General features: G+C 47.0%; 16 protein-coding genes. 5 read left to right on the forward strand and 11 right to left on the reverse strand.

Features of this window, described 5'->3' with window-relative positions; genetic code table 11:
* Positions 1-62: 62 nt before the first annotated feature.
* Genes astB through astA (ACUM5Y_RS10105) form a run of 4 tightly spaced genes read right to left on the reverse strand, consistent with a single transcriptional unit; the run spans position 63 to position 5,084 of the window.
* The gene (astB, locus tag ACUM5Y_RS10090) at positions 63-1,412 is read right to left on the reverse strand and encodes an N-succinylarginine dihydrolase (RefSeq protein ID WP_445976752.1); all 1,350 of its coding nucleotides are present in this window, start codon (positions 1,410-1,412) and stop codon (positions 63-65) included.
* A 58-nt stretch (positions 1,413-1,470) separates the two neighbouring features.
* Positions 1,471-2,943 (reverse strand): succinylglutamate-semialdehyde dehydrogenase, encoded by a 1,473-nt coding sequence (gene astD, locus ACUM5Y_RS10095; protein ID WP_445976885.1) that lies wholly within the window; start codon positions 2,941-2,943, stop codon positions 1,471-1,473.
* 25 nt (positions 2,944-2,968) lie between these two features.
* Positions 2,969-4,003, reverse strand: a complete 1,035-nt coding sequence (gene astA / locus ACUM5Y_RS10100) for an arginine N-succinyltransferase (protein WP_445976753.1) — start codon at positions 4,001-4,003, stop codon at positions 2,969-2,971.
* A 55-nt stretch (positions 4,004-4,058) separates the two neighbouring features.
* Positions 4,059-5,084, reverse strand: coding sequence for an arginine N-succinyltransferase (gene astA, locus ACUM5Y_RS10105; RefSeq protein WP_445976754.1), 1,026 nt, complete (start codon positions 5,082-5,084; stop codon positions 4,059-4,061).
* Positions 5,085-5,243: 159 nt separating this feature from the next.
* Here astA (ACUM5Y_RS10105) and ACUM5Y_RS10110 point away from each other — a divergent pair, with 159 nt between their 5' ends.
* Positions 5,244-5,465 carry a DUF1653 domain-containing protein gene (locus ACUM5Y_RS10110; protein ID WP_445976755.1) on the forward strand — a complete coding sequence of 74 codons (222 nt, stop codon included), beginning with the start codon at positions 5,244-5,246 and terminating at the stop codon, positions 5,463-5,465.
* Positions 5,466-5,496: 31 nt separating this feature from the next.
* Here the strand turns inward: ACUM5Y_RS10110 and ACUM5Y_RS10115 are convergent, their stop codons facing one another.
* The 4 genes from ACUM5Y_RS10115 to ACUM5Y_RS10130 all read right to left on the reverse strand — a co-directional run bounded on the left by ACUM5Y_RS10115 (position 5,497) and on the right by ACUM5Y_RS10130 (position 11,810).
* On the reverse strand, positions 5,497-6,477 hold the full coding sequence (locus ACUM5Y_RS10115) for a LysR family transcriptional regulator (RefSeq protein ID WP_445976756.1): 981 nt from the start codon (positions 6,475-6,477) through the stop codon (positions 5,497-5,499).
* 82 nt (positions 6,478-6,559) lie between these two features.
* Positions 6,560-9,634 carry an efflux RND transporter permease subunit gene (locus tag ACUM5Y_RS10120; protein WP_445976757.1) on the reverse strand — a complete coding sequence of 1,025 codons (3,075 nt, stop codon included), beginning with the start codon at positions 9,632-9,634 and terminating at the stop codon, positions 6,560-6,562.
* Positions 9,634-10,749 carry an efflux RND transporter periplasmic adaptor subunit gene (locus ACUM5Y_RS10125; RefSeq protein WP_445976758.1) on the reverse strand — a complete coding sequence of 372 codons (1,116 nt, stop codon included), beginning with the start codon at positions 10,747-10,749 and terminating at the stop codon, positions 9,634-9,636. The genes ACUM5Y_RS10120 and ACUM5Y_RS10125 overlap by 1 nt, the downstream gene beginning before the upstream one ends.
* Before the next feature lie 137 nt (positions 10,750-10,886).
* Positions 10,887-11,810 (reverse strand): LysR family transcriptional regulator, encoded by a 924-nt coding sequence (locus tag ACUM5Y_RS10130; protein ID WP_445976759.1) that lies wholly within the window; start codon positions 11,808-11,810, stop codon positions 10,887-10,889.
* A 189-nt stretch (positions 11,811-11,999) separates the two neighbouring features.
* Between ACUM5Y_RS10130 and ACUM5Y_RS10135 the strand changes: the two genes are divergently transcribed.
* The 3 genes from ACUM5Y_RS10135 (at position 12,000) to ACUM5Y_RS10145 (ending at position 14,586) form a co-directional block, all read left to right on the forward strand.
* On the forward strand, positions 12,000-13,490 hold the full coding sequence (locus ACUM5Y_RS10135) for a CoA-acylating methylmalonate-semialdehyde dehydrogenase (protein WP_445976760.1): 1,491 nt from the start codon (positions 12,000-12,002) through the stop codon (positions 13,488-13,490).
* Between the two features lie 172 nt (positions 13,491-13,662).
* Positions 13,663-14,265: a COG3904 family protein gene (locus ACUM5Y_RS10140; protein WP_445976761.1), complete on the forward strand. Its 603-nt coding sequence runs from the start codon at positions 13,663-13,665 to the stop codon at positions 14,263-14,265.
* 27 nt (positions 14,266-14,292) lie between these two features.
* Positions 14,293-14,586 carry a DUF1289 domain-containing protein gene (locus ACUM5Y_RS10145; protein WP_445976762.1) on the forward strand — a complete coding sequence of 98 codons (294 nt, stop codon included), beginning with the start codon at positions 14,293-14,295 and terminating at the stop codon, positions 14,584-14,586.
* 13 nt (positions 14,587-14,599) lie between these two features.
* On the opposite strand, the gene radA is transcribed toward ACUM5Y_RS10145, so the two are convergent.
* The 3 genes from radA to glnK form a co-directional block, all read right to left on the reverse strand.
* Positions 14,600-15,985, reverse strand: a complete 1,386-nt coding sequence (radA, locus tag ACUM5Y_RS10150; RefSeq protein ID WP_445976763.1) for a DNA repair protein RadA — start codon at positions 15,983-15,985, stop codon at positions 14,600-14,602.
* Between the two features lie 231 nt (positions 15,986-16,216).
* On the reverse strand, positions 16,217-17,479 hold the full coding sequence (gene amtB, locus ACUM5Y_RS10155) for an ammonium transporter AmtB (RefSeq protein ID WP_445976764.1): 1,263 nt from the start codon (positions 17,477-17,479) through the stop codon (positions 16,217-16,219).
* A 39-nt stretch (positions 17,480-17,518) separates the two neighbouring features.
* Positions 17,519-17,857, reverse strand: a complete 339-nt coding sequence (glnK, locus tag ACUM5Y_RS10160; RefSeq protein ID WP_445976765.1) for a P-II family nitrogen regulator — start codon at positions 17,855-17,857, stop codon at positions 17,519-17,521.
* A 526-nt stretch (positions 17,858-18,383) separates the two neighbouring features.
* Here glnK and ACUM5Y_RS10165 point away from each other — a divergent pair.
* Positions 18,384-18,617 (forward strand): accessory factor UbiK family protein, encoded by a 234-nt coding sequence (locus ACUM5Y_RS10165; protein ID WP_445976766.1) that lies wholly within the window; start codon positions 18,384-18,386, stop codon positions 18,615-18,617.
* Positions 18,618-18,650: the final 33 nt, after the last annotated feature.

Here is an 18,650-nt window from a genome sequence, read left to right on the forward strand (position 1 = left end):
CTAGAAATAAGCCCTGAATAAATAAGCCCCAGCATGACTTAATGTCGTGCTGGGGCTTTTTTTTAGACCTTTTGGAACTCGTAAACACTGCCCAGATTCATGATCTGAGTTAACTCATCCAGCGCTTCACGGCTTTCTATGAGCAGTTTAGGATCGGCTAAATCTGCTTCGTATAATTCGTCACGGTAATGCTTATCCACCCAAGTATTTAGACGCTCAAACAATCGATCGTTCATCAAGGTGGCTGGGTTAACGGCGGCTTGCTCTTCTGGACTAAGAGCGACACGTAAACGTAGGCAGGCAGGGCCGCCGCCATTACTCATGCTCTGCTTCAGGTCGAACACTTTGACTTCATTAATCGGTGCTCGGCTAGCAACGAGTTCGTTCAAGTAAGCCCAGACGCGAGGGTTGTTTTCACATTCTCCCGGTACGATCAACACCATGTCGTTGTCGCCACGGCTTAAAAGCTGGCTATTAAACAAGTATGAGTGGATGCAGTCATCCACTGAAACCGCTTGGCTAGGCACTTCAATAAGGTGGAATTCGTTCTGACGATCCCCCCAAGCTGCTAATAAATCCTGCTTCATTTTTGCCGTATCAAGAAAGGCTTCTTGATGGTAGAAATGCGCATTGCCATTACCGACCGCGATAACATCGTTATGAAACACCCCGGCATCGATAACCTCTGGGTTTTGTTGTGCGTAGACAACTTGGCTTTCATTAAGGCCATGGCTTCGAGCCACCGCTTGAGAAGCTTCTAGGGTGTGTCGAGCGGGAAATTTCTGTGGTCTTGGTGCTTGGGTATTAAAGGCTTCCATCCCATAAACAAAGAACTCAATGCCTGCTTGACCATAGCCATCACAGAAACGGGTATGGTTGGCAGCCCCTTCGTCACCAAAATGCTCGACGCCTGGTAGAGCTGAGTGGTGAGCAAAGTAGTCACTGTCTCTAAAGGTCGCACGCAAAATAGCGCCAGTGGTTTCATGTTCAATCGAGCGGTGGAATTTATTCACCAAGTTGGCAGGAGTAAAATGGACTCGGCCATCTTGAGTGTCAGCACTGGGGGAGACTGTTGCTGCATTGGCTGTCCACATACACGAAGCAGAAGACACAGCAGCGAGGATCTTAGGCGCTTGCTGAGCGGCTTTAGCAAGAATGCTCTCATCGCTACCGGTAAAGCCTAAACGTCGTAAAGAAGGTATATGAGGGCGTTCATGGGGGGCTAGAACACCTTGGACAAACCCCATATCAGCTAGCGCTTTCATTTTCACCAAACCCTGCTTAGCCGCGGCTTTAGGGTTGGAGGCTCGCGCCGAATTGTTAAGTGAAGCCACATTTCCATAGGAAAGGCCACTGTAGTTGTGAGTAGGACCCACTAAGCCGTCAAAATTGGCTTCTGCCATGGTTTTCATAAATACCTCTAAACTCGTCTAATCTGGGGCTGGCGATACCGCGAAACGCGGACCTAGGCTATAAACTTAGCCCAGGTAGTAGCTTCTCTGGCATGCTTAAGCTGTCAGCTTCAATGCTGGCAACAGGGTAAGCGCAGTAGTCAGCCGCGTAGTAAGCACTTGCTCTGTGGTTACCACTCGCCCCTGTACCACCGAAAGGTGCTGCACTGGATGCGCCAGTAGTTTGACGGTTCCAGTTAATGATGCCAGCACGGCTATGTTGTAAGAACCACTCGTATTCGCTGATTTCGTCCGACAAGATACCCGCCGATAAGCCAAACTTGGTGTTGTTGGCGATGGTCATGGCTTGGGACATATCACTATAGCGAATGACGGTTAAGATTGGGCCAAAGTATTCTTGGTCTGGAAGCTGATCAAGCATCTTGGTGGCATCCACAATGGCGGGTGTTACAAAGCCTGTGTTCGCTTCACCGCGCTGCATTGGTAACACTGGCTCAGCACCAAGCGAAACAAGATTTTGATAGGCTTCTATCAGGCCGTCGGCTGCTGCGGCAGACACGACAGGCCCCATGAAAGGTGCGTCTTCAGCGTCAAAACGGTCAATTTTTAAGGCTTTGGTGGCGCTAACAAGATCCGCTAGCAACTTATCGCCAAATTCCCCTGCAGGAATCAACAAGCGACGGGCACAAGTACAGCGTTGTCCTGCTGAAATAAAGGCTGACTGAATGATTTCATGCACCGCGGCACGGGCATCGGCAATTTTATCAGAGACAAGTAAAGGGTTATTGCCGCCCATTTCCAATGCCAGGATTTTACCCGGATGGCCCGCAAAACTTTGGTGCAAAATGTGACCAACTTGAGGGCTGCCGGTGAAGAAAAGCCCATCAATGCCGGCGTGATTTGCCAAGGCGATGCCGGTTTCTTTTTCCCCTTGGATTAAGTTTAGTACCCCATCAGGTAGGCCGGCTTGTTGCCATAATTGAATAATAAGATCGGACGTCGCTGGCGCTTGTTCACTGGGCTTGAAGACCACGGTATTTCCCGCGATTAAGGCCGGAACTATGTGTCCGTTTGGCAAATGCCCCGGGAAGTTGTAAGGGCCAAATACGGCTACTACGCCGTGAGGACGGTGACGTAAACGGGCCGTAGCGCCGGGCATAGCCGTGCTCTTTTCGCCTGTACGCTCATGGTAAGCCTGTTTAGAAATCGCGATTTTTCCCACCATAGCAGCGGCTTCTGTGCGAGTTTCCCAAATAGGTTTGCCCGTTTCACGGCTGATGATATGCGCGATATTTTCGCTGTTTTCTTTTAGTAGCTCACCGAAGGCGTCGATAATTGCTAAGCGTTCTTCGAGGGCTAAATTTGCCCAAGTAGGAAAGGCTTGGCGAGCTGCGTCAATGGCGAGGTCGACCTGAGTGGTAGAAGCGCTTTTGGCTTGCCATACTAGGCTCGCATCGCTTGGGTCGATAGATTTTGACAGCTGACCTTCACCAATCAACCACTGTCCATTTATAAAATTTGCTTGTTTCATCATGTTACCTTGCTTGATTGGGTGATTAATTGGGAGAAAGCTCAACGATACGTACAGGGTCCTTATTGACGATACACAGGGTGTCGGCTTCATCTTGGCTAAGCACAATGGCGCTGTTCGGAGCCGTTGGTCGCTGAATTAAAATACAGCGGAAATCTTTGACCTTGGTGTTGGCAACAATGTAATAGTTGCCTTGGTCAGTGCTCTTAGGTTGGCCAATGTTGGCGAGATATAAGCGACTTTCTCGTACCGCACGAATATCTTGTACGCGGGCTTCAAGGGTTGGGCCGCCATCAAAAATATCCACATAGTTTTCAAAGCGGAAGCCTTCTTGCTCTAGCAGTCTGCGAGCAGGCACAGTGTTTTTGTGTACCTGACCCAAGACGGCCTTAGCCTCTGCTGATAACAAGTTCACGTACACTGGGTTGCTTGGCATCAGTTCGGCAATGAACTGCTTGCTGCCTAGGGAAGTCAGCTCGTCGGCACGGTCAAAATCGATAGAGAAGAAGTGACGACCAAGACTTTCCCAAAGCGGAGAAACGCCATTTTCGTCACAAACACCGCGCATTTCGGCGAAGATCTTATCCGTGAAGCGTTCAGGGTATTGAGCCATAAACATGAAACGAGATTTCGAGAGCAACTGGCCATTTTTAGAATGACGGTAGCCTTCTTCTAAGAAGAGCGTACAAATCTCACTGACCCCTGTGAAGTCATTATTCAATATGAGCGTTGGCATAATGTTGTGTACGCCCAACTCACGGGATGCATGAGTAATGGTGCCTAAATGGTAGCTGTAGAAGGGCTCATCTAAGCCAACCGCAGCAAGTAAGCCTGTGGTACCCACAACATCACCGGTTTCTGTGTCTTCGAGTACCATCAAGTAGTCTTCGTTAGCAGGCTTGCTGACATATTCTTTCGAGAAAGAGCGAATCGCAGCATCAATTTTAGCTTGCAGTATGTCTGTGTCGGCTACTAGTGAAGTAAAGCCAATGCCTGTTTTTTCGGCTAAGCGATACAGGGAATCTAGATCGCTTTGCTGGATGGGGCGAATTACCATCATAAGAAAAACCTCCACAGGATGGATGAGTAAATAAAGGGTTGTTTGTCATTAGCCATTAAAGAATAGCCCACTGAACTTGGCTCCCAGAGGAAATATTTAAACCTTCTTGGGTCGCCTGATTAATCGAAAGTCCTGCTGCCTGAGGCTCAGCTAAGGCAGCAGTGACACGAAAATTCTCTAAATGACCGGTTGCGATTAGGTGCATTTGTGCATTTTTGTTGGCCGTTGTGCCTGATGGCTGTAGCAAGGCTTTGCCAGTTTTTTGTTGGCTAACCGTGCGTAGGTTCTCAGCGCGGGACTCGATGGTCGGGCCTGCATCAAATATGTCCACATAGCCGCGGAATTCAAAACCTTCTTCCAATAAAATATCAGTGCCTTGTCCTGATTCTTCGTGGACAACACCGATGACATCTTGGGCTTCAGCGGGAAGGGTCGGTACATAGATTGGGTATCTTGGCATCAGATCCGCGATGAAGTGCTTATTACTGATGCCTGACAAATAGTCCGCTTTTTGAAAGTCCATGGTGAAAAAGTGTTTGCCTAACGCTTCCCAGAAAGGGGAATAGCCATGCTTGTCACTTTCACCGCGGATCTCAACGAAACAGCGCTTAGTGAAGCGTTCAGGGTAACGAGCCATAAACAATAGGCGTGCTCGAGAAAGCAGAGACATGGCTTCGTGATTCTGATGGGCCTTATCCATCACGAGGGCCATTAGGCGGCTGGTGCCACTGTAGTCATGGCATAGGAACAGCGCAGAAATACGGTTATGGATTTGCAGCTGAGGCGACGCGTGAACGACTTCATCAATACGGTAGCTGTAAAAAGGCGTCTCCGTTCCTACCATGGCTTCCATACCACAGGTTCCGACTATTTCATTGCTACTAGTATCCTCTAGCACAAACAAGTAGGATTCGTTGCCTGGCAAGACGACGTCGGTTTGAAAAGAGCGGCGTGAAGACGCAATTTTATCGTTAAGGCGTTCTCGATTGGCTGGAAAATTGGTGAAGCCAATGCCTGCTTGCTGAGCAAGTCGCTCTAGAGCGGGCAGATCGGCAAAATCAACAGGTCTAACTAGATACATAAACAGCCCTATGAAAAATACAGTGACGCTATTTGGAATGGGTCTATTATGGCTGAAGAGTGAAGCGACTAGTAAGAGTGTGAATTACTAAATTGCGACATTATTTTAGCTTTTAAGGTGAAAATGGTCGGTTTTTTATAAAAACGGCAGGAGAGAGAAATGAAATTAGGGGTCTACCGTCACTATAAAGGGGCAGAGTACTGGGTTGAGCGAGTTGCAAAACACAGTGAAACAGAAGAAAGTTTAGTGATTTATCAGGCTTTGTACGGTGAGTTTGGCTGGTGGGCAAGACCTTTGTCAATGTTCCGTGAAAGTGTTGAGATCAACGGTGAGAGTATTCCCCGTTTTGATTGGGTCAGAGCGGAAAAAGAAAAAGCTTAAGTTTCACCTTAAGCTTTCTTAGAGTCGGGAGTTATTCTGGTACTTGCATCCAGGGTGACTCACGCATGAAATAAATGATCCGCTCACGCAACCAGCGATGGGCAAGATCATTGTTCGAACGTTCATGCCAGCATATCTGTAGCGGGCGATTACCGCCATGCTCATCTAGTTCGATAATTTCTTTTGGCATCGGAATCAGCCTTACCGGATAAAAATTCGGTTTTGTACTGATCACGTTTAAGAATAATTCCCCAATGGAGCGCGGTGCAAAGAAGGACATGCCACGTTTCACCGCTTGCATGGCGACCATTAAGCTATCGGTTTCCAAAGTCGGTTCAATACAATAACCCTGATTCTTAAGCTTGTTCGCCGTCACAGATAAACTGTTGATGCAGTTTAACGGTAAGTGGTGGGTCACACTTCTATGGTTGAGCAAATCTTCGAAGGTCACTTCCTTTTGGTGAAACAGCGGGTTGGTTTCACTTAAGATCACGCAGGAATCCATGTAGCCAATCAGTTTAGAGCGGATATTGCCGGGAGTTTCACTGGCGTGCATGATGCTCATGTCGGTTTGCGCAGACAGTAAATCATCAAAGTTCAGCTCATCGTTACTGCTTAAAGACAGTCGAAGACCTGGTGCCTTATATTGTAATTCGGCTAACAGGGGCTCAATGAAGCTTTCTAAATCCCCTTCGTTGACTTTAATTCGAAACTTTCTATCTAGAGTTTCCAAATTGAGGGCAGAAGGGTGCATAAGATCCGATAGGGAGTTAAGTATCGGCTTTATCATGTCACTCAGTTCAATAGCCCGTGCGGTTGGGCTTAAGCCATAAGCCTGTCGAGTGAAGAGTGAATCTTTGAACGTTTCTCGCAAACGCTGCAAGCTTTTACTTAAGGCGGGTTGTGTAACCCCCAATCGCTCCGCGGCACGAGACACACTACCTTCTTCCAGAATGGTAATGAAAGCCACCAATAGCTTAATGTCCAGTTTTAGTATCTCGTTAAGATTCATACTTCCCTCACAACATAAAAGGAAGGCCCTATAGACCTTCCTTATAACAGGCTAACCTTGTGCAGTTAGTTGGTTTTTATCGTTATTCGAATTCCGCATGCTTTCTGTATTTCACACGGAATAACATAGCGTAGAACACGGGCACGGCAATTAGCGTCAAAATGGTCGCAAACCCAAGGCCAAAGGAAATCACCACTGCCATGCCTTCGAAGAAAGCATCGTAGAGTAATGGCACCATGCCTAAGATAGTGGTGACTGCCGCCATACACACAGGGCGTACACGACTGACAGCTGAGTTAAAGATTGCCTGATAAATCTCGGTGCCTTGGTCGCGCTCGAAATTAATCTGATCCGCCAGCACTATGCCATTTTTCACTATCATCCCCGACAGACTTAAGAAACCAAGCAACGACATAAAGCCGAATGCTGTGTTCATGATAAGTAAGCCAGATGACACCCCCACCAACGCTAAGGGTACACAGAACCAAATGGTGAGCGGCACACGGATAGAGTTAAACAGCAAGATGGTAATGATGAACATAAATAGGTAACCCATTGGTAGGGCTTTAAAAATGTTCGTTTGAGCATCTGTACTGCTTTCGTACTCACCACCCCATTCCAAATTGTAGCCAGCGGGTAGCTCAATGGCTTCCACTGGACCACGTATACGACTAAACACGGCCATAGCGGTATCGTCGCCAAGAATGTTCGGGTCTGCCATCACAGTGATGGTACGTTTACGGTCACGACGCTCTATGATCGGGTTTTCCCAACGGGTTTCAAAGCCAGAAACGAGCGTAGACAGCGTTACATAAGAGCCCGACGAAGGACTGTAGATCTGCAGGTCACGGATTTGGTCAATCGATACGCGTTCGTGGGCTGGTACAGTTTGTACGATTGGCAAAAGATCTGTGCCTTCTCGGTATAAACCAATTTGTGAGCCAGTGAAGTTAGTCAATAACACATTGTCTAGATCGGTTTTACTAATGCCTAAACGACGAGCTTGGGCATCATTAAAGATAGGGCGTAACACTTTAACCGGTTGTCGCCAGTCATCTTTAATGTTCTCAAGGCCACCATCAGCACGGTAAATCTCTTGGATCTGAGCGCTGTATTGACGCAAGAGTTTTGGATCTGGACCACTAATACGGGCTTCGATCTTAGCGCCACCAGCAGGCCCAAGCTGTAGTCTTTCCAGCTTCACTTCCAACTCTGGGTAACCTTCCTTCATCTTTTGATAAAGCTCGGTGAGCAGATCCGGAATCACCTCTTTTGATGTGGTACGAATGATAAATTGAGCATAACTGGAGTTGGTTTGCTCGGCGTTATAAGTCAGCATGAAACGCAGAGCACCTTGGCCTGTTGTCGAGGTTACGTACTCGATACGCTCATCCCCTAACAGCTCAGACTCAATCTGTTCCACTTTCGCATAAGTGTCTTCAATGTGCGTGCCTTCTGGCATCTGCACGTCCATGTAAAACATGGGAGTCGTTGAAGGTGGGAAGAAGGCTTGCTTCACAAATTGGAAAGCCCAACCTGCGGTAATCAAACTGCCTAACAGTAGTATCACGGTCAACCAACGAAAACGTAACGCTTTATCCAAAAGCCATTTGTAGCCAGTGAATAAGAAGCCCTTGTAAGGGTCTACATTTTCATCGCTTGTACCCTGAGCGATGCTTTCTTTGAAGAATAAGTCACAGAAGAAAGGCGTTAGGGTGATGGCCGTAATCCAGCTCAATAATAGAGAGATTAACAATACATAAAACAGTGAGCCGACAAATTCACCTACGGCGTCAGGAGACAAGCCAATGGGGGCGAAAGCGGTTATCGCGATGATGGTCGCGCCTAGCAAAGGCCACTTGGTTTGTTTAACCACTGAGCTGGCTGCTTGCAACTTGGTCATACCTCGCTGCAAGCCAATGAGTATGCCTTCGGTCACCACAATGGCGTTATCGACCAGCATCCCCAATGCAATGATGAGTCCCCCCAGAGAGATACGTTGCAAATTGATATGGAAGTAATCCATCACAATGAAAGTACCTAATATGGTCAGTAGCAAGATCAAACCGATCAAGATACCAGAGCGAATGCCCATAAAGACCAATAACACTAGGATAACAATGCCTACGGCTTCGGCTAGGTTTAGCAGGAAGTTAGAAACGGAGCGATCCACTTCTTTAGATTGGAAGTAAATGGCGTCCATTTCCATGCCAACGGGTTGCTGATACTTTAGCTCCTCAATGCGTTTTTCCAAATCCGCACCGATTTTCACCACGTTCACACCTGAAGAGAAAGACACCCCAAGCAATAGCGACTTAGCGCCATTGAAGTTTACTAAATGGCTTTGCGGGTCTGCGTATTCGCGTTTCACTGTTGCCACATCGCTTAAACGTATGAGGTTGCCATCAATTGGTGTACCCACAATCAGGTTTTCCAATTCGGAAATATCTTTAAATTCCCCAGTTGGGCTAATGCGAATGTATTCACTACCGACTTTCACGCTGCCCGCATTGGAAACACTGTTTTGATTGGCCAGCAAGGACTGCAACTGGCTCGGGGCGATGCCCATATTGGCCAATTTTGAGCGAGAAATTTCAATGGTGACTTGCTCGCTTTGTTCACCCGCTACGGTAACCTTGGCAATACCATCCACCAACACTAGCTCGCGCTTAATGTAGTCAACGTAGTTTTCCAGATCTTTATAGGGGTAGCCTTCGCCGTGTACCGCCAGCATGACGCCGTATACATCACCGAAATCATCAAATACCAGCGGCGAGCTTACGCCACTAGGGAAGCCGCCTTCGATATCACGGATTTTTTTGCGAACTTCATCCCAGATTTGCTTAAGCTCTGCTGCGCGGTAGCTGTCTTTAATGGTTAGTTGAACTTGAGAGTAACCTGATTTCGAGGTGGAAGTAATCTTATCCACATAGGGCAGGTTTTGTAGTTCTTGTTCAATCGGGTAAGTCACTTCTTCTTCTACTTGCTCAGGAGATGCTCCTGGGTAAGTAGTAATGATCAATGAGTCTTTGATGGTGAACTCAGGGTCTTCCAGTTGGCCCAAATTGGTGAAGGCAATCGCTCCCCCGATCAATAAGATCAGGGTAAGCATCCAACTAGTGACTTTACGTTCAATGAAATAGGCAGCGATATCCATTATAGGCCTCTCTCACGTGTCCATGGGCGTACCATCATGTTTGCTGTCAGGGTATGAACCCCAGCCGTTACCACTTGATCGCCGACTTTCAGTCCTTCAACAATCTCAATGGAATTGCCTTGTAAAACACCCAGTTTCACTGCACGAGCTTCGACTTTTTGAGTGGCTTTGTTATACACCCAAACCGCGCTTTCTGCTTCGCCAGTAGTGGTGTTTTCTTGGCGCAGTACCGCTTCAACAGGGACAGTGAAGTGTTTAACGCTACCCAGTAGCTGCTCAAGATCAATGTCTACGTTGGCGGTCATACCGGGTAATAAAGTGTGCTGGCTTTGGCCGGTACGCAACAAGCTAAGGGTGACATCGTAAGCTTTCGTACTCACATCTGGTGTTGTTTTATGTTCCTTATATTTCCCATAAAGAACATCTTCTGGTGCAACATCAATCGTAACTTGTGGGGTATAGCCAGATTTGGTTGAGCGAATGCTGGCCACTAGGTTTTCAGGAATTTGAAAACTCACTTCAAGGTTATCAATATCTTGAATGTGCATTAGCTTCTGAGTAGCACTGACATATTGGAAGTTTTCGGTATCGACAGAGGCAATAACACCACTAAAAGGCGCATAAACCTTAGTGTATTTAAGCTGGTTGCGAGCCGTTTGTAGCGCGTTGTTGGATTGGTCTAGGTTTGCTTTCGCGCTATCAAACTGGGAGCGGGTCGCGGCGTTCTGTTTGAGCATGGTTTGAATACGTTCAAACTGGGCTTGAGCCAACTGTTGGTTGGCTTCTGCTAATTCCACTTGGAGTTGGTAATCGGTTGGGTCTAGGGTTGCCAACAACTGGCCTTTCTTCACTCGTTGACCCGAGATCGCATCTAATTTGATAATCTGACCGCCTACACGAAAAGCTAAATCAGCTTCTTCGCTGGCTTGTAGCTCAGCAGGAAAGCGACGAATATTCACGGCATTTGTCGCTTCGATGGTCAGTAGTTTGACAGGGCGGACAATCTCTTCTGTGGTTTGGGTTTGGGCATCCTCTTCTCCAGAGCAACCTACTAAGGCAACCGTGGTGAGCAACATTGCACCGAATAGGCGTGTTTTACCTGAAAGGCGATTCATTGATGACTCCGTATTAGATATAAAATTGGCAATGCCGTTATTTTATATCTCTTAGAGAAAGATATAAATTTTAATACATATATGACTGATATGTAATTTGTTTATATCTTGTTCGATTATCATGCAATGCTATCGGTTTAATGACTGTCGAGGTGTGTGCTGGTGCTCTCTAATTCGCTTAAAAAAGTCTCTAGAACCAAGTTCGGACGAGCGCCCTTACGAGTAATAGTAGAGAACTGAGTGACGTAATGACATTCGTCGGGCAGCACACTGCGCATGCGGCCATCACGCACCCAGCGTTCCGCTACGTGATCAGGTAAAAAGCCAATGTAACGACCTGTCAGGATAAGAAACGCAATGCCTTCTCGGTCGGTGGCGGTCGCGGTTGAGGTGAGGGGTTGATGCTGGGCTTTTATCTCAGGGGTTTGTGCATAAGCGGGCAATACTGCATCAAAGTCTTTTAGATGACTTTTTTGTAGCGCGTCGTTTTCAGTAAACAAGGGGTGCATATCACTGCAATATAATTGCGAGCGTTCTTCATAAAGGGGCTGGTAATCTAATCCGTGTAGAATTTTGAGATTCGGCACAATACCTATGTGCAACTTGCCGTCGAGTACGCCACGTTCCACTTCGTTCGGTGGGATCATGCGGATATTGATTTTAACATTTGGCCCTTTGTCTTTGAGTGCTGCGAGCGTCTTGGTGATACGAGTGTAGGGCAGCGTTACTAGGTTGTCGGTAATGCCAATGTTGAGTTCACCCTGTAGGTTTTGGTGTAAGGCATTGATTTGTGTACGGAAGTCTTCTATGGATGAAAGTAACTGTAGGGTGTGCTCATACACCTGGCTGCCTTCATTGCTCAGGGAGAAGCCCGAGCGCCCACGCTGGCAGAGACGAAAGCCCAGTCGCGTTTCTAAATCTGAAATAGCAATGCTAATGGCGGCACGGCTTATGTTGAGCTCAACTTCAGCTGCTGAGAAACCGCCACATTCAACGACCGTTTTAAAGATCCTGAGAATACGTAGGTCTGCATCACTGACTTGGCTTTTAAATTCTTTCATGGTGGTTTTTCCCAACTTGCCTAAGCAATTACATTAGATATTTTTATAGTTAACTAAATGATTAACTAAGAATTAATAAAATCGTCTTTTACTAATCTATTTCTATGGGCATAGTCTGTCAACAATGATTCATTTAAAACATTCAACTTGAACAATTAGCAAGTTTCACAGCATTGAGTAGGAGCGCATATGGAAACCATCGGACATTGGATTGGCGGTCAGTTATCTGCACAGGCAACACGCACACAAGATGTGTTCAATCCAGCAACAGGCCAGGTGGCAAAGCAAGTCGCCATTGCCCCTCGGGCTACGGTTGAAGAGGCGATTGAGGTTGCACAAGCGGCTTACCCTGAGTGGCGTAACACACCGGCCTTGAAGCGAGCGCGGGTTATGTTTCGCTACAAAAGCCTACTGGAAGAACATGCCGACCGTATTATCGAATTGATCGGCGCTGAGCACGGTAAAATCTGTCACGATGCGGCAGGCGAGCTACAGCGTGGTATCGAAAATGTTGAATACGCTTGCTGTGCCCCGGAATTGCTTAAAGGCGAGTTTAGTAAAAACGTTGGGCCAAATATCGATTCTTGGAGTGAATTCCAACCACTAGGGGTTGTGGCGGGCATAACGCCATTTAACTTCCCTGCCATGGTGCCACTGTGGATGTTTCCTATGGCCATCGTTTGTGGCAATACGTTTGTTTTAAAACCTTCTGAAAGAGACCCAAGTACGGCATTGTTTTTAGCCGAGTTGCTGAAAGAAGCGGGTTTGCCTGATGGCGTTTTTAACGTAGTAAATGGTGATAAAGAAGCCGTAGACACCCTACTAGAGAGCCCAACAGTGAAAGCGGTAAGCTTTGTGGGTTCTACCCCGATTGCGGAATACATTTATAGCAAAGCCAGCGCCAACGGTAAGCGTTGTCAGGCACTTGGTGGGGCGAAAAATCACGCCATTGTTATGCCAGACGCAGACATGGATAACGTTGTTAGCCAGCTATTAGGTGCTGCCTTTGGCTCTTCTGGTGAACGTTGTATGGCGCTTTCTGTGGCCGTGGCGGTTGGTCAAGAAGCGGGTGATGCCCTAATTGAAAAAATGTCTGCTGCCATGCAACCTCTTAAAGTTGGCGAACATACCGATAAAGATAATGACTTTGGTCCTGTGATCACTAAAGAGCATCAGCAAAAAGTGGTCGGCTTTATCGATAGTGCTGAAGCTCAAGGAGCCACCGTTGTAGTAGATGGTCGTCAACCAAAAGTGACGGGCTTCGAAGATGGCTTCTTTGTCGGGGCGACATTGATTGATGGCGTCACGAAAGACATGGACAGCTACCAGCAAGAAATCTTTGGTCCTGTTCTGCAAGTGATTCGTGCGAACACCATGGATGAGGCGATGCAGCTGATCAATGATCACGAATACGGCAATGGTACTTGTATCTTTACCCGTGATGGCGAAGCGGCTCGATACTTCTCCGATCACATCGAAGTAGGCATGGTAGGTATTAACGTACCGCTGCCAGTGCCCGTGGCGTATCACAGCTTTGGTGGTTGGAAACGCTCATTATTTGGTGATCTGCACGCCTATGGCCCAGATGCTGTGCGTTTTTACACTAAGCGTAAAACCATCACTCAGCGCTGGCCTTCCGCGGATCTGCGAGAAGGCAGCCACTTCTCCTTCCCATCCTAGTCCCAGACGTTTTCTTCCTTGCTGACAGGGGAGGAAGCCATTCGATGACCACGGCTAAACATTAGTCGTGGTCATTTTTTTTCCTGCCCTCGGCTATGGTATGGCCTAGTAATTTACTCTACTATTTATTCATCAAAGAAAATTTTCCCATTCATTGCTTGAAGTACTTAGTATGAGCTATATAGGTCTGTTCAAAATTTCCTTGGTCATGGCTGTGTTGACTCTAGTTGGCTGCCAATCTACGAACTCCAAACCCGCGGATACCAGCGAGTACGAAGGTACCCTGACCATAGGCGTGAACAATAACATGGCTTTTTTGTCTGGGGTGCTAGACAGCAATTTAGTGACCACACTGAAGGACTTTATTCGACAAAATCCAAATGTTACCGATTTGGTGCTGGTGGATATCCCAGGCTCTATTGATCAGCAAGCAACGATGGATGGCGCAAGACTTATTCGTCAGCTAGGGTTAAATACTCATATTGCCCACACAGGGTATGTATTATCTGGCGGTGTGGATCTGTTTTTAGGCGGTGTAGAACGGACGATTGGCGCTGGGGCAGGGGTTGGTATTCATGCTTGGACGGACGGCAGTGGCGTGAAGGCTTCGGAGCTAAATATGGCGGATCCAATACATGCCACTTATGTGAACTTCTACTTGGAAATGGGGATACCAGAATCCTTTTATTGGTTCTCGTTAAGTGCCGCTCCAGCAAGTCGCATTTATTTCTTATCACCGGAAGAAGTGTACGACTTTCAAATGGCTACACATTAACTGTGTTATTACACCGGAGGGGGAAGCATGCAGCAGATTGAGCTATTTAGCATAGAGAACCCCTGCGTTAGCGTATGTGAAAACAGTGCTAAAGGATTTTGCAAAGGTTGCTTGCGCAGCCGTGAAGAGAGGTTTCACTGGTTTTCTTTAAGTAACGAAGACAAACACCATGTGCTGGATCTTTGTAAGCAGCGTAAAGCTCGACTGTTAAAAGCCCGCCAAGCTAGACTAGAGGCCAATTCTGATAAGGCATTGCCTTATGGTATGGAAGATGAGCCAATTGCCGATTTGTTTTCGACCCTCACCTCCCAGCAGAATTAGCCATCAACAAGCCCTAGCCGAATATTTGTTCCAATGCTTCGGACAATCGATCAACACCTATCACTGTCATGCCTTCGATGGGCTTTTTAGGGCAATTAGCCTTGGGAACCACCGCACGGGTAAAACCATGTTTGGCCGCTTCGCTAATACGCTCCTGACCTGAAGGCACAGGGCGAATCTCGCCAGATAGCCCCACCTCACCCAATACCACTAAATCGTGAGGAAGGATTTGATCTCGAAAACTCGATACCACTGCCGCAATGGCTGCAAGGTCGGCACTGGTCTCTAAAACTTTTACCCCACCCACGACGTTTAGATAAACATCTTGATCCGAGGTGAGTAAGCCACCGTGCTTGTGGAGAACAGCTAACAGCATGGCGAGTCGGTTGTGGTCAAAACCAACCGTGACCCGACGGGGGTTGCCTAACGCAGAGTCGTCTACTAGGGCTTGTAACTCTACGAGTAGTGGGCGAGTACCTTCCCAAACCACCATTACCAAGCTACCAGCCGCAGGATGATTACTGCGATTCAAGAAGATTGAACTAGGGTTTTTCACCTCTTTTAGACCATTTTCCAACATGGCGAAAACACCCAGCTCGTTAATGGCGCCAAAACGGTTTTTCATACCTCTAAGGGTACGAAAACGTGAATCTTCCGAGCCTTCTAACAGCACAGAGCAGTCCACCATGTGTTCTAGAACTTTTGGACCTGCAAGGGAGCCATCTTTGGTGACATGGCCGACTAACAGTACGGCTGTTTGGGTTTGTTTTGCGAAGCGGGTCAGCACGGCAGCGCTTTCGCGCACTTGGGAAACACTGCCCGGTGCGGATTCGATACCATCAAGGTGCATTACCTGAATCGAGTCAATAACCATAACCTTTGGCTTCACTTGCTGAGCAATGTTGAGGATGGCTTCAACATTGGTTTCCGAGAGCATTTTTAGGTTTTGTGCCGGAAGCCCTAAGCGTTGAGCTCGCATGGCTACTTGCTGTAGCGATTCTTCCCCGGTCACATAGAGCGCTGCTTGTTGTTGCGCTAACCAACACATGGTCTGCAGTAGTAGGGTACTTTTACCTGCCCCTGGGTGACCACCAATTAACACCACGCCGCCGGGGACTAGGCCACCGCCCAGTACGCGGTCAAATTCACTGGCGCCAGAGCTAAAACGTGGCACATCACCTAGGTCCACATCGGATAAATCTTGTATGCCTGTGGTGGCGCCAGCGTAGCCTTGATATCTAGGGTCTTGGGTAGCGGAAACGCGTGCCGAGGTTTTGCTGGAGGTTAAGCGGATCTCGCTGAGGGAGTTCCACGCTTTACATGCTTGGCATTGGCCTTGCCATTTGGCGTAGTCTGCTCCGCACTCGTTGCAGACAAAGGCAGTTTTTGCTTTAGCCATCTTGCTCTCTTTAAGTTGTTTCCAATTTAGGCAGTATAGGTTGCGACGGTGGAGCCTGTGCAATCATTTACTTTGCAACGGCTCGCGTCTTTTCATGGCTTAGAATGATACCTTGTCTCTATAGAAAACGAAGTAAAACTTGCAACAAGGCTAGAAAAACAAAACCCCCGCCGAGGCGAGGGTTTTGATGTTATAAGCTAAGTTTGAGCTTATAAAGTAAGGTCGAAGATTTTACTTCTTGAATTCTGGGTATGCTTCCATACCACATTCAGAGATATCAACACCTTCGTACTCTTCTTCTTCAGATACACGTACACCCATGATGGCTTTAATGATCAACCAAGTCACAAGGCTGGCAGCGAATACCCATACAAAGATAGTGATTGCACCGGCGATTTGGCCAGAGAAAGAAGCACCATCGTTTGTTAGAGGAACTGCTAGAAGACCCCAAAGACCAACAACACCGTGAACAGAGATAGCGCCCACTGGATCATCGATTTTCAGTTTATCAAGAGTCAAGATAGAGATAACTACGATTAGACCACCTACAGCACCGATTAGTGTTGCACCTAGTGCAGTCGGAGTAGAAGGCTCAGCTGTGATAGCAACAAGACCAGCAAGTGCACCGTTCAACAGCATTGTTAAGTCAGCTTTACCAAACAAGATGCGTGCTAGGATAAGTGCTGCAATTGCACCACCTGCTGCCGCAGCGTTAGTGTTTAGGAAAACCATAGCAACAGAGTTCGCGTTAGCGATATCGCCAAGTTTCAATACAGAACCACCGTTAAAGCCGAACCAGCCCATCCAAAGGATGAATGTACCTAGTGTAGCAAGTGGTAGGTTAGCACCAGGAATCGCACGTACTTCACCGTTAGGACCGTATTTGCCTTTACGAGCGCCTAGTACAAGTACACCAGCAAGGGCTGCAGCAGCACCGGCCATGTGAACGATACCAGAACCTGCGAAGTCAGAGAAACCAAGGTCGCCTAGGTTGAACATACCGAATACATCCGCGCCACCCCAAGTCCAAGAACCTTCTAGTGGGTAGATAACACCAGTCATTACAACAGCGAATGCTAGGAAAGCCCAAAGCTTCATACGCTCAGCAACAGCACCAGATACGATAGACATAGCTGTCGCAACGAATACTACTTGGAAGAAGAAGTCAGAAGCGCCAGAGTAGATAGATCCGCCTTCGAAACCGTCTTCACGGCCAGCGAAATCACCTAGAGTAGAAGCAACGTCAACATCTTGAATACCTGTTAGGAACCAAGTGCCGCCGTACATAATTGAGTAACCACATACTAGGTACATGATGCAGGAAATCGCGAACAAAGCGACGTTTTTCGTTAGGATTTCAGTTGTGTTCTTAGAACGAACAAGACCTGCTTCTAGCATTGCGAAGCCGGCTGCCATCCACATAACCAGTGCGCCACATACTAGGAAGTAGAATGTGTCCATGGCATATTGTAAGTGAAAAATTTGATCTTGCATGTTTTGCCCCCCTAAAGGCTTGTAAGATTCGAGTCGTTATTAAACGGCTTCTACACCTGTTTCGCCGGTACGAATACGAACCGCCTGTTCAAGGTTAACGATAAAGATTTTACCGTCGCCAATTTTGCCTGTGTTTGCGGCACTAGTAATAGCCTCAACCACTTGATCGCTCATGTCGTCTGCAATGGCTAGTTCGATTTTTACTTTAGGTAAGAAATCCACAACGTATTCCGCACCGCGGTATAGTTCTGTGTGGCCTTTCTGACGTCCGAAACCTTTAACTTCCGTAACGGTAATACCTTGTACACCGATCTCAGAAAGTGCTTCTCGAACATCATCGAGTTTAAATGGCTTGATGATGGCTGTTATAAGTTTCATACCCACTGTCTCCTGTTAAAGTCAGTCTAGTTTTCGTTATGTCTTATGTATTGCAGGTAGAATCCTTTATTCAATATGCGTGCCATATCTTTGAACACTAGGCATTCTGCGTGTTTGCTGTGGGACGAATGAATAAATAGTGCGATTGTCTTTATTTAGTGCGGCATCTTGGGGTGAATGGCTAATATTGCGCACTCATTTGGAGCGATACTGTCAATTTTTTGTAATGTTAATATGTAAGTAATTGATTAATATTGGTATTTTTTATCCTTAATTGACTTTTTTATTGTGCTCTATGGTGGGTGAGTTAGTCTTTAGGGGCTTAAGTGAAATGTTTTTTTGCACATTTTTGATGCGATGGAAAATTCTTGTTCAGTCTTGAGGTCCTATTTAGTGCAGCGGAAAAACCACTGATAGAATATTCCCCGAGACAGCAAGGATTTAGGCTCTTATACTAGCGTGAGAAAAGGTTAGGCAGCTTCAATAAGCTGCCTTTTTAAAAGATAAAGTTGGGGAGCTATGCCAGATGATAGATCAATTTATTAAACAGCTCGGCACGGGGTTGGAGCAAGCGGCTGATACCTTGGGTAAATTGCCTAAAGAAGAGATACAAGCGCAATTGCATCAAGTGGCGCAAAACACCTTATCAAAAATGGATTTGGTTACCCGCGAAGAGTTTGAAGTGCAGGCAGCCATGTTGAAAAAGTACCGTGAGCGTCTAGTAGCGCTTGAAGCACGTTTGAGTGAATTGGATAAATAAATCCTGTTAGGCTGACTATACTAAGGTCTTTAT

It is taken from the genome of Marinomonas dokdonensis (assembly GCF_052747885.1).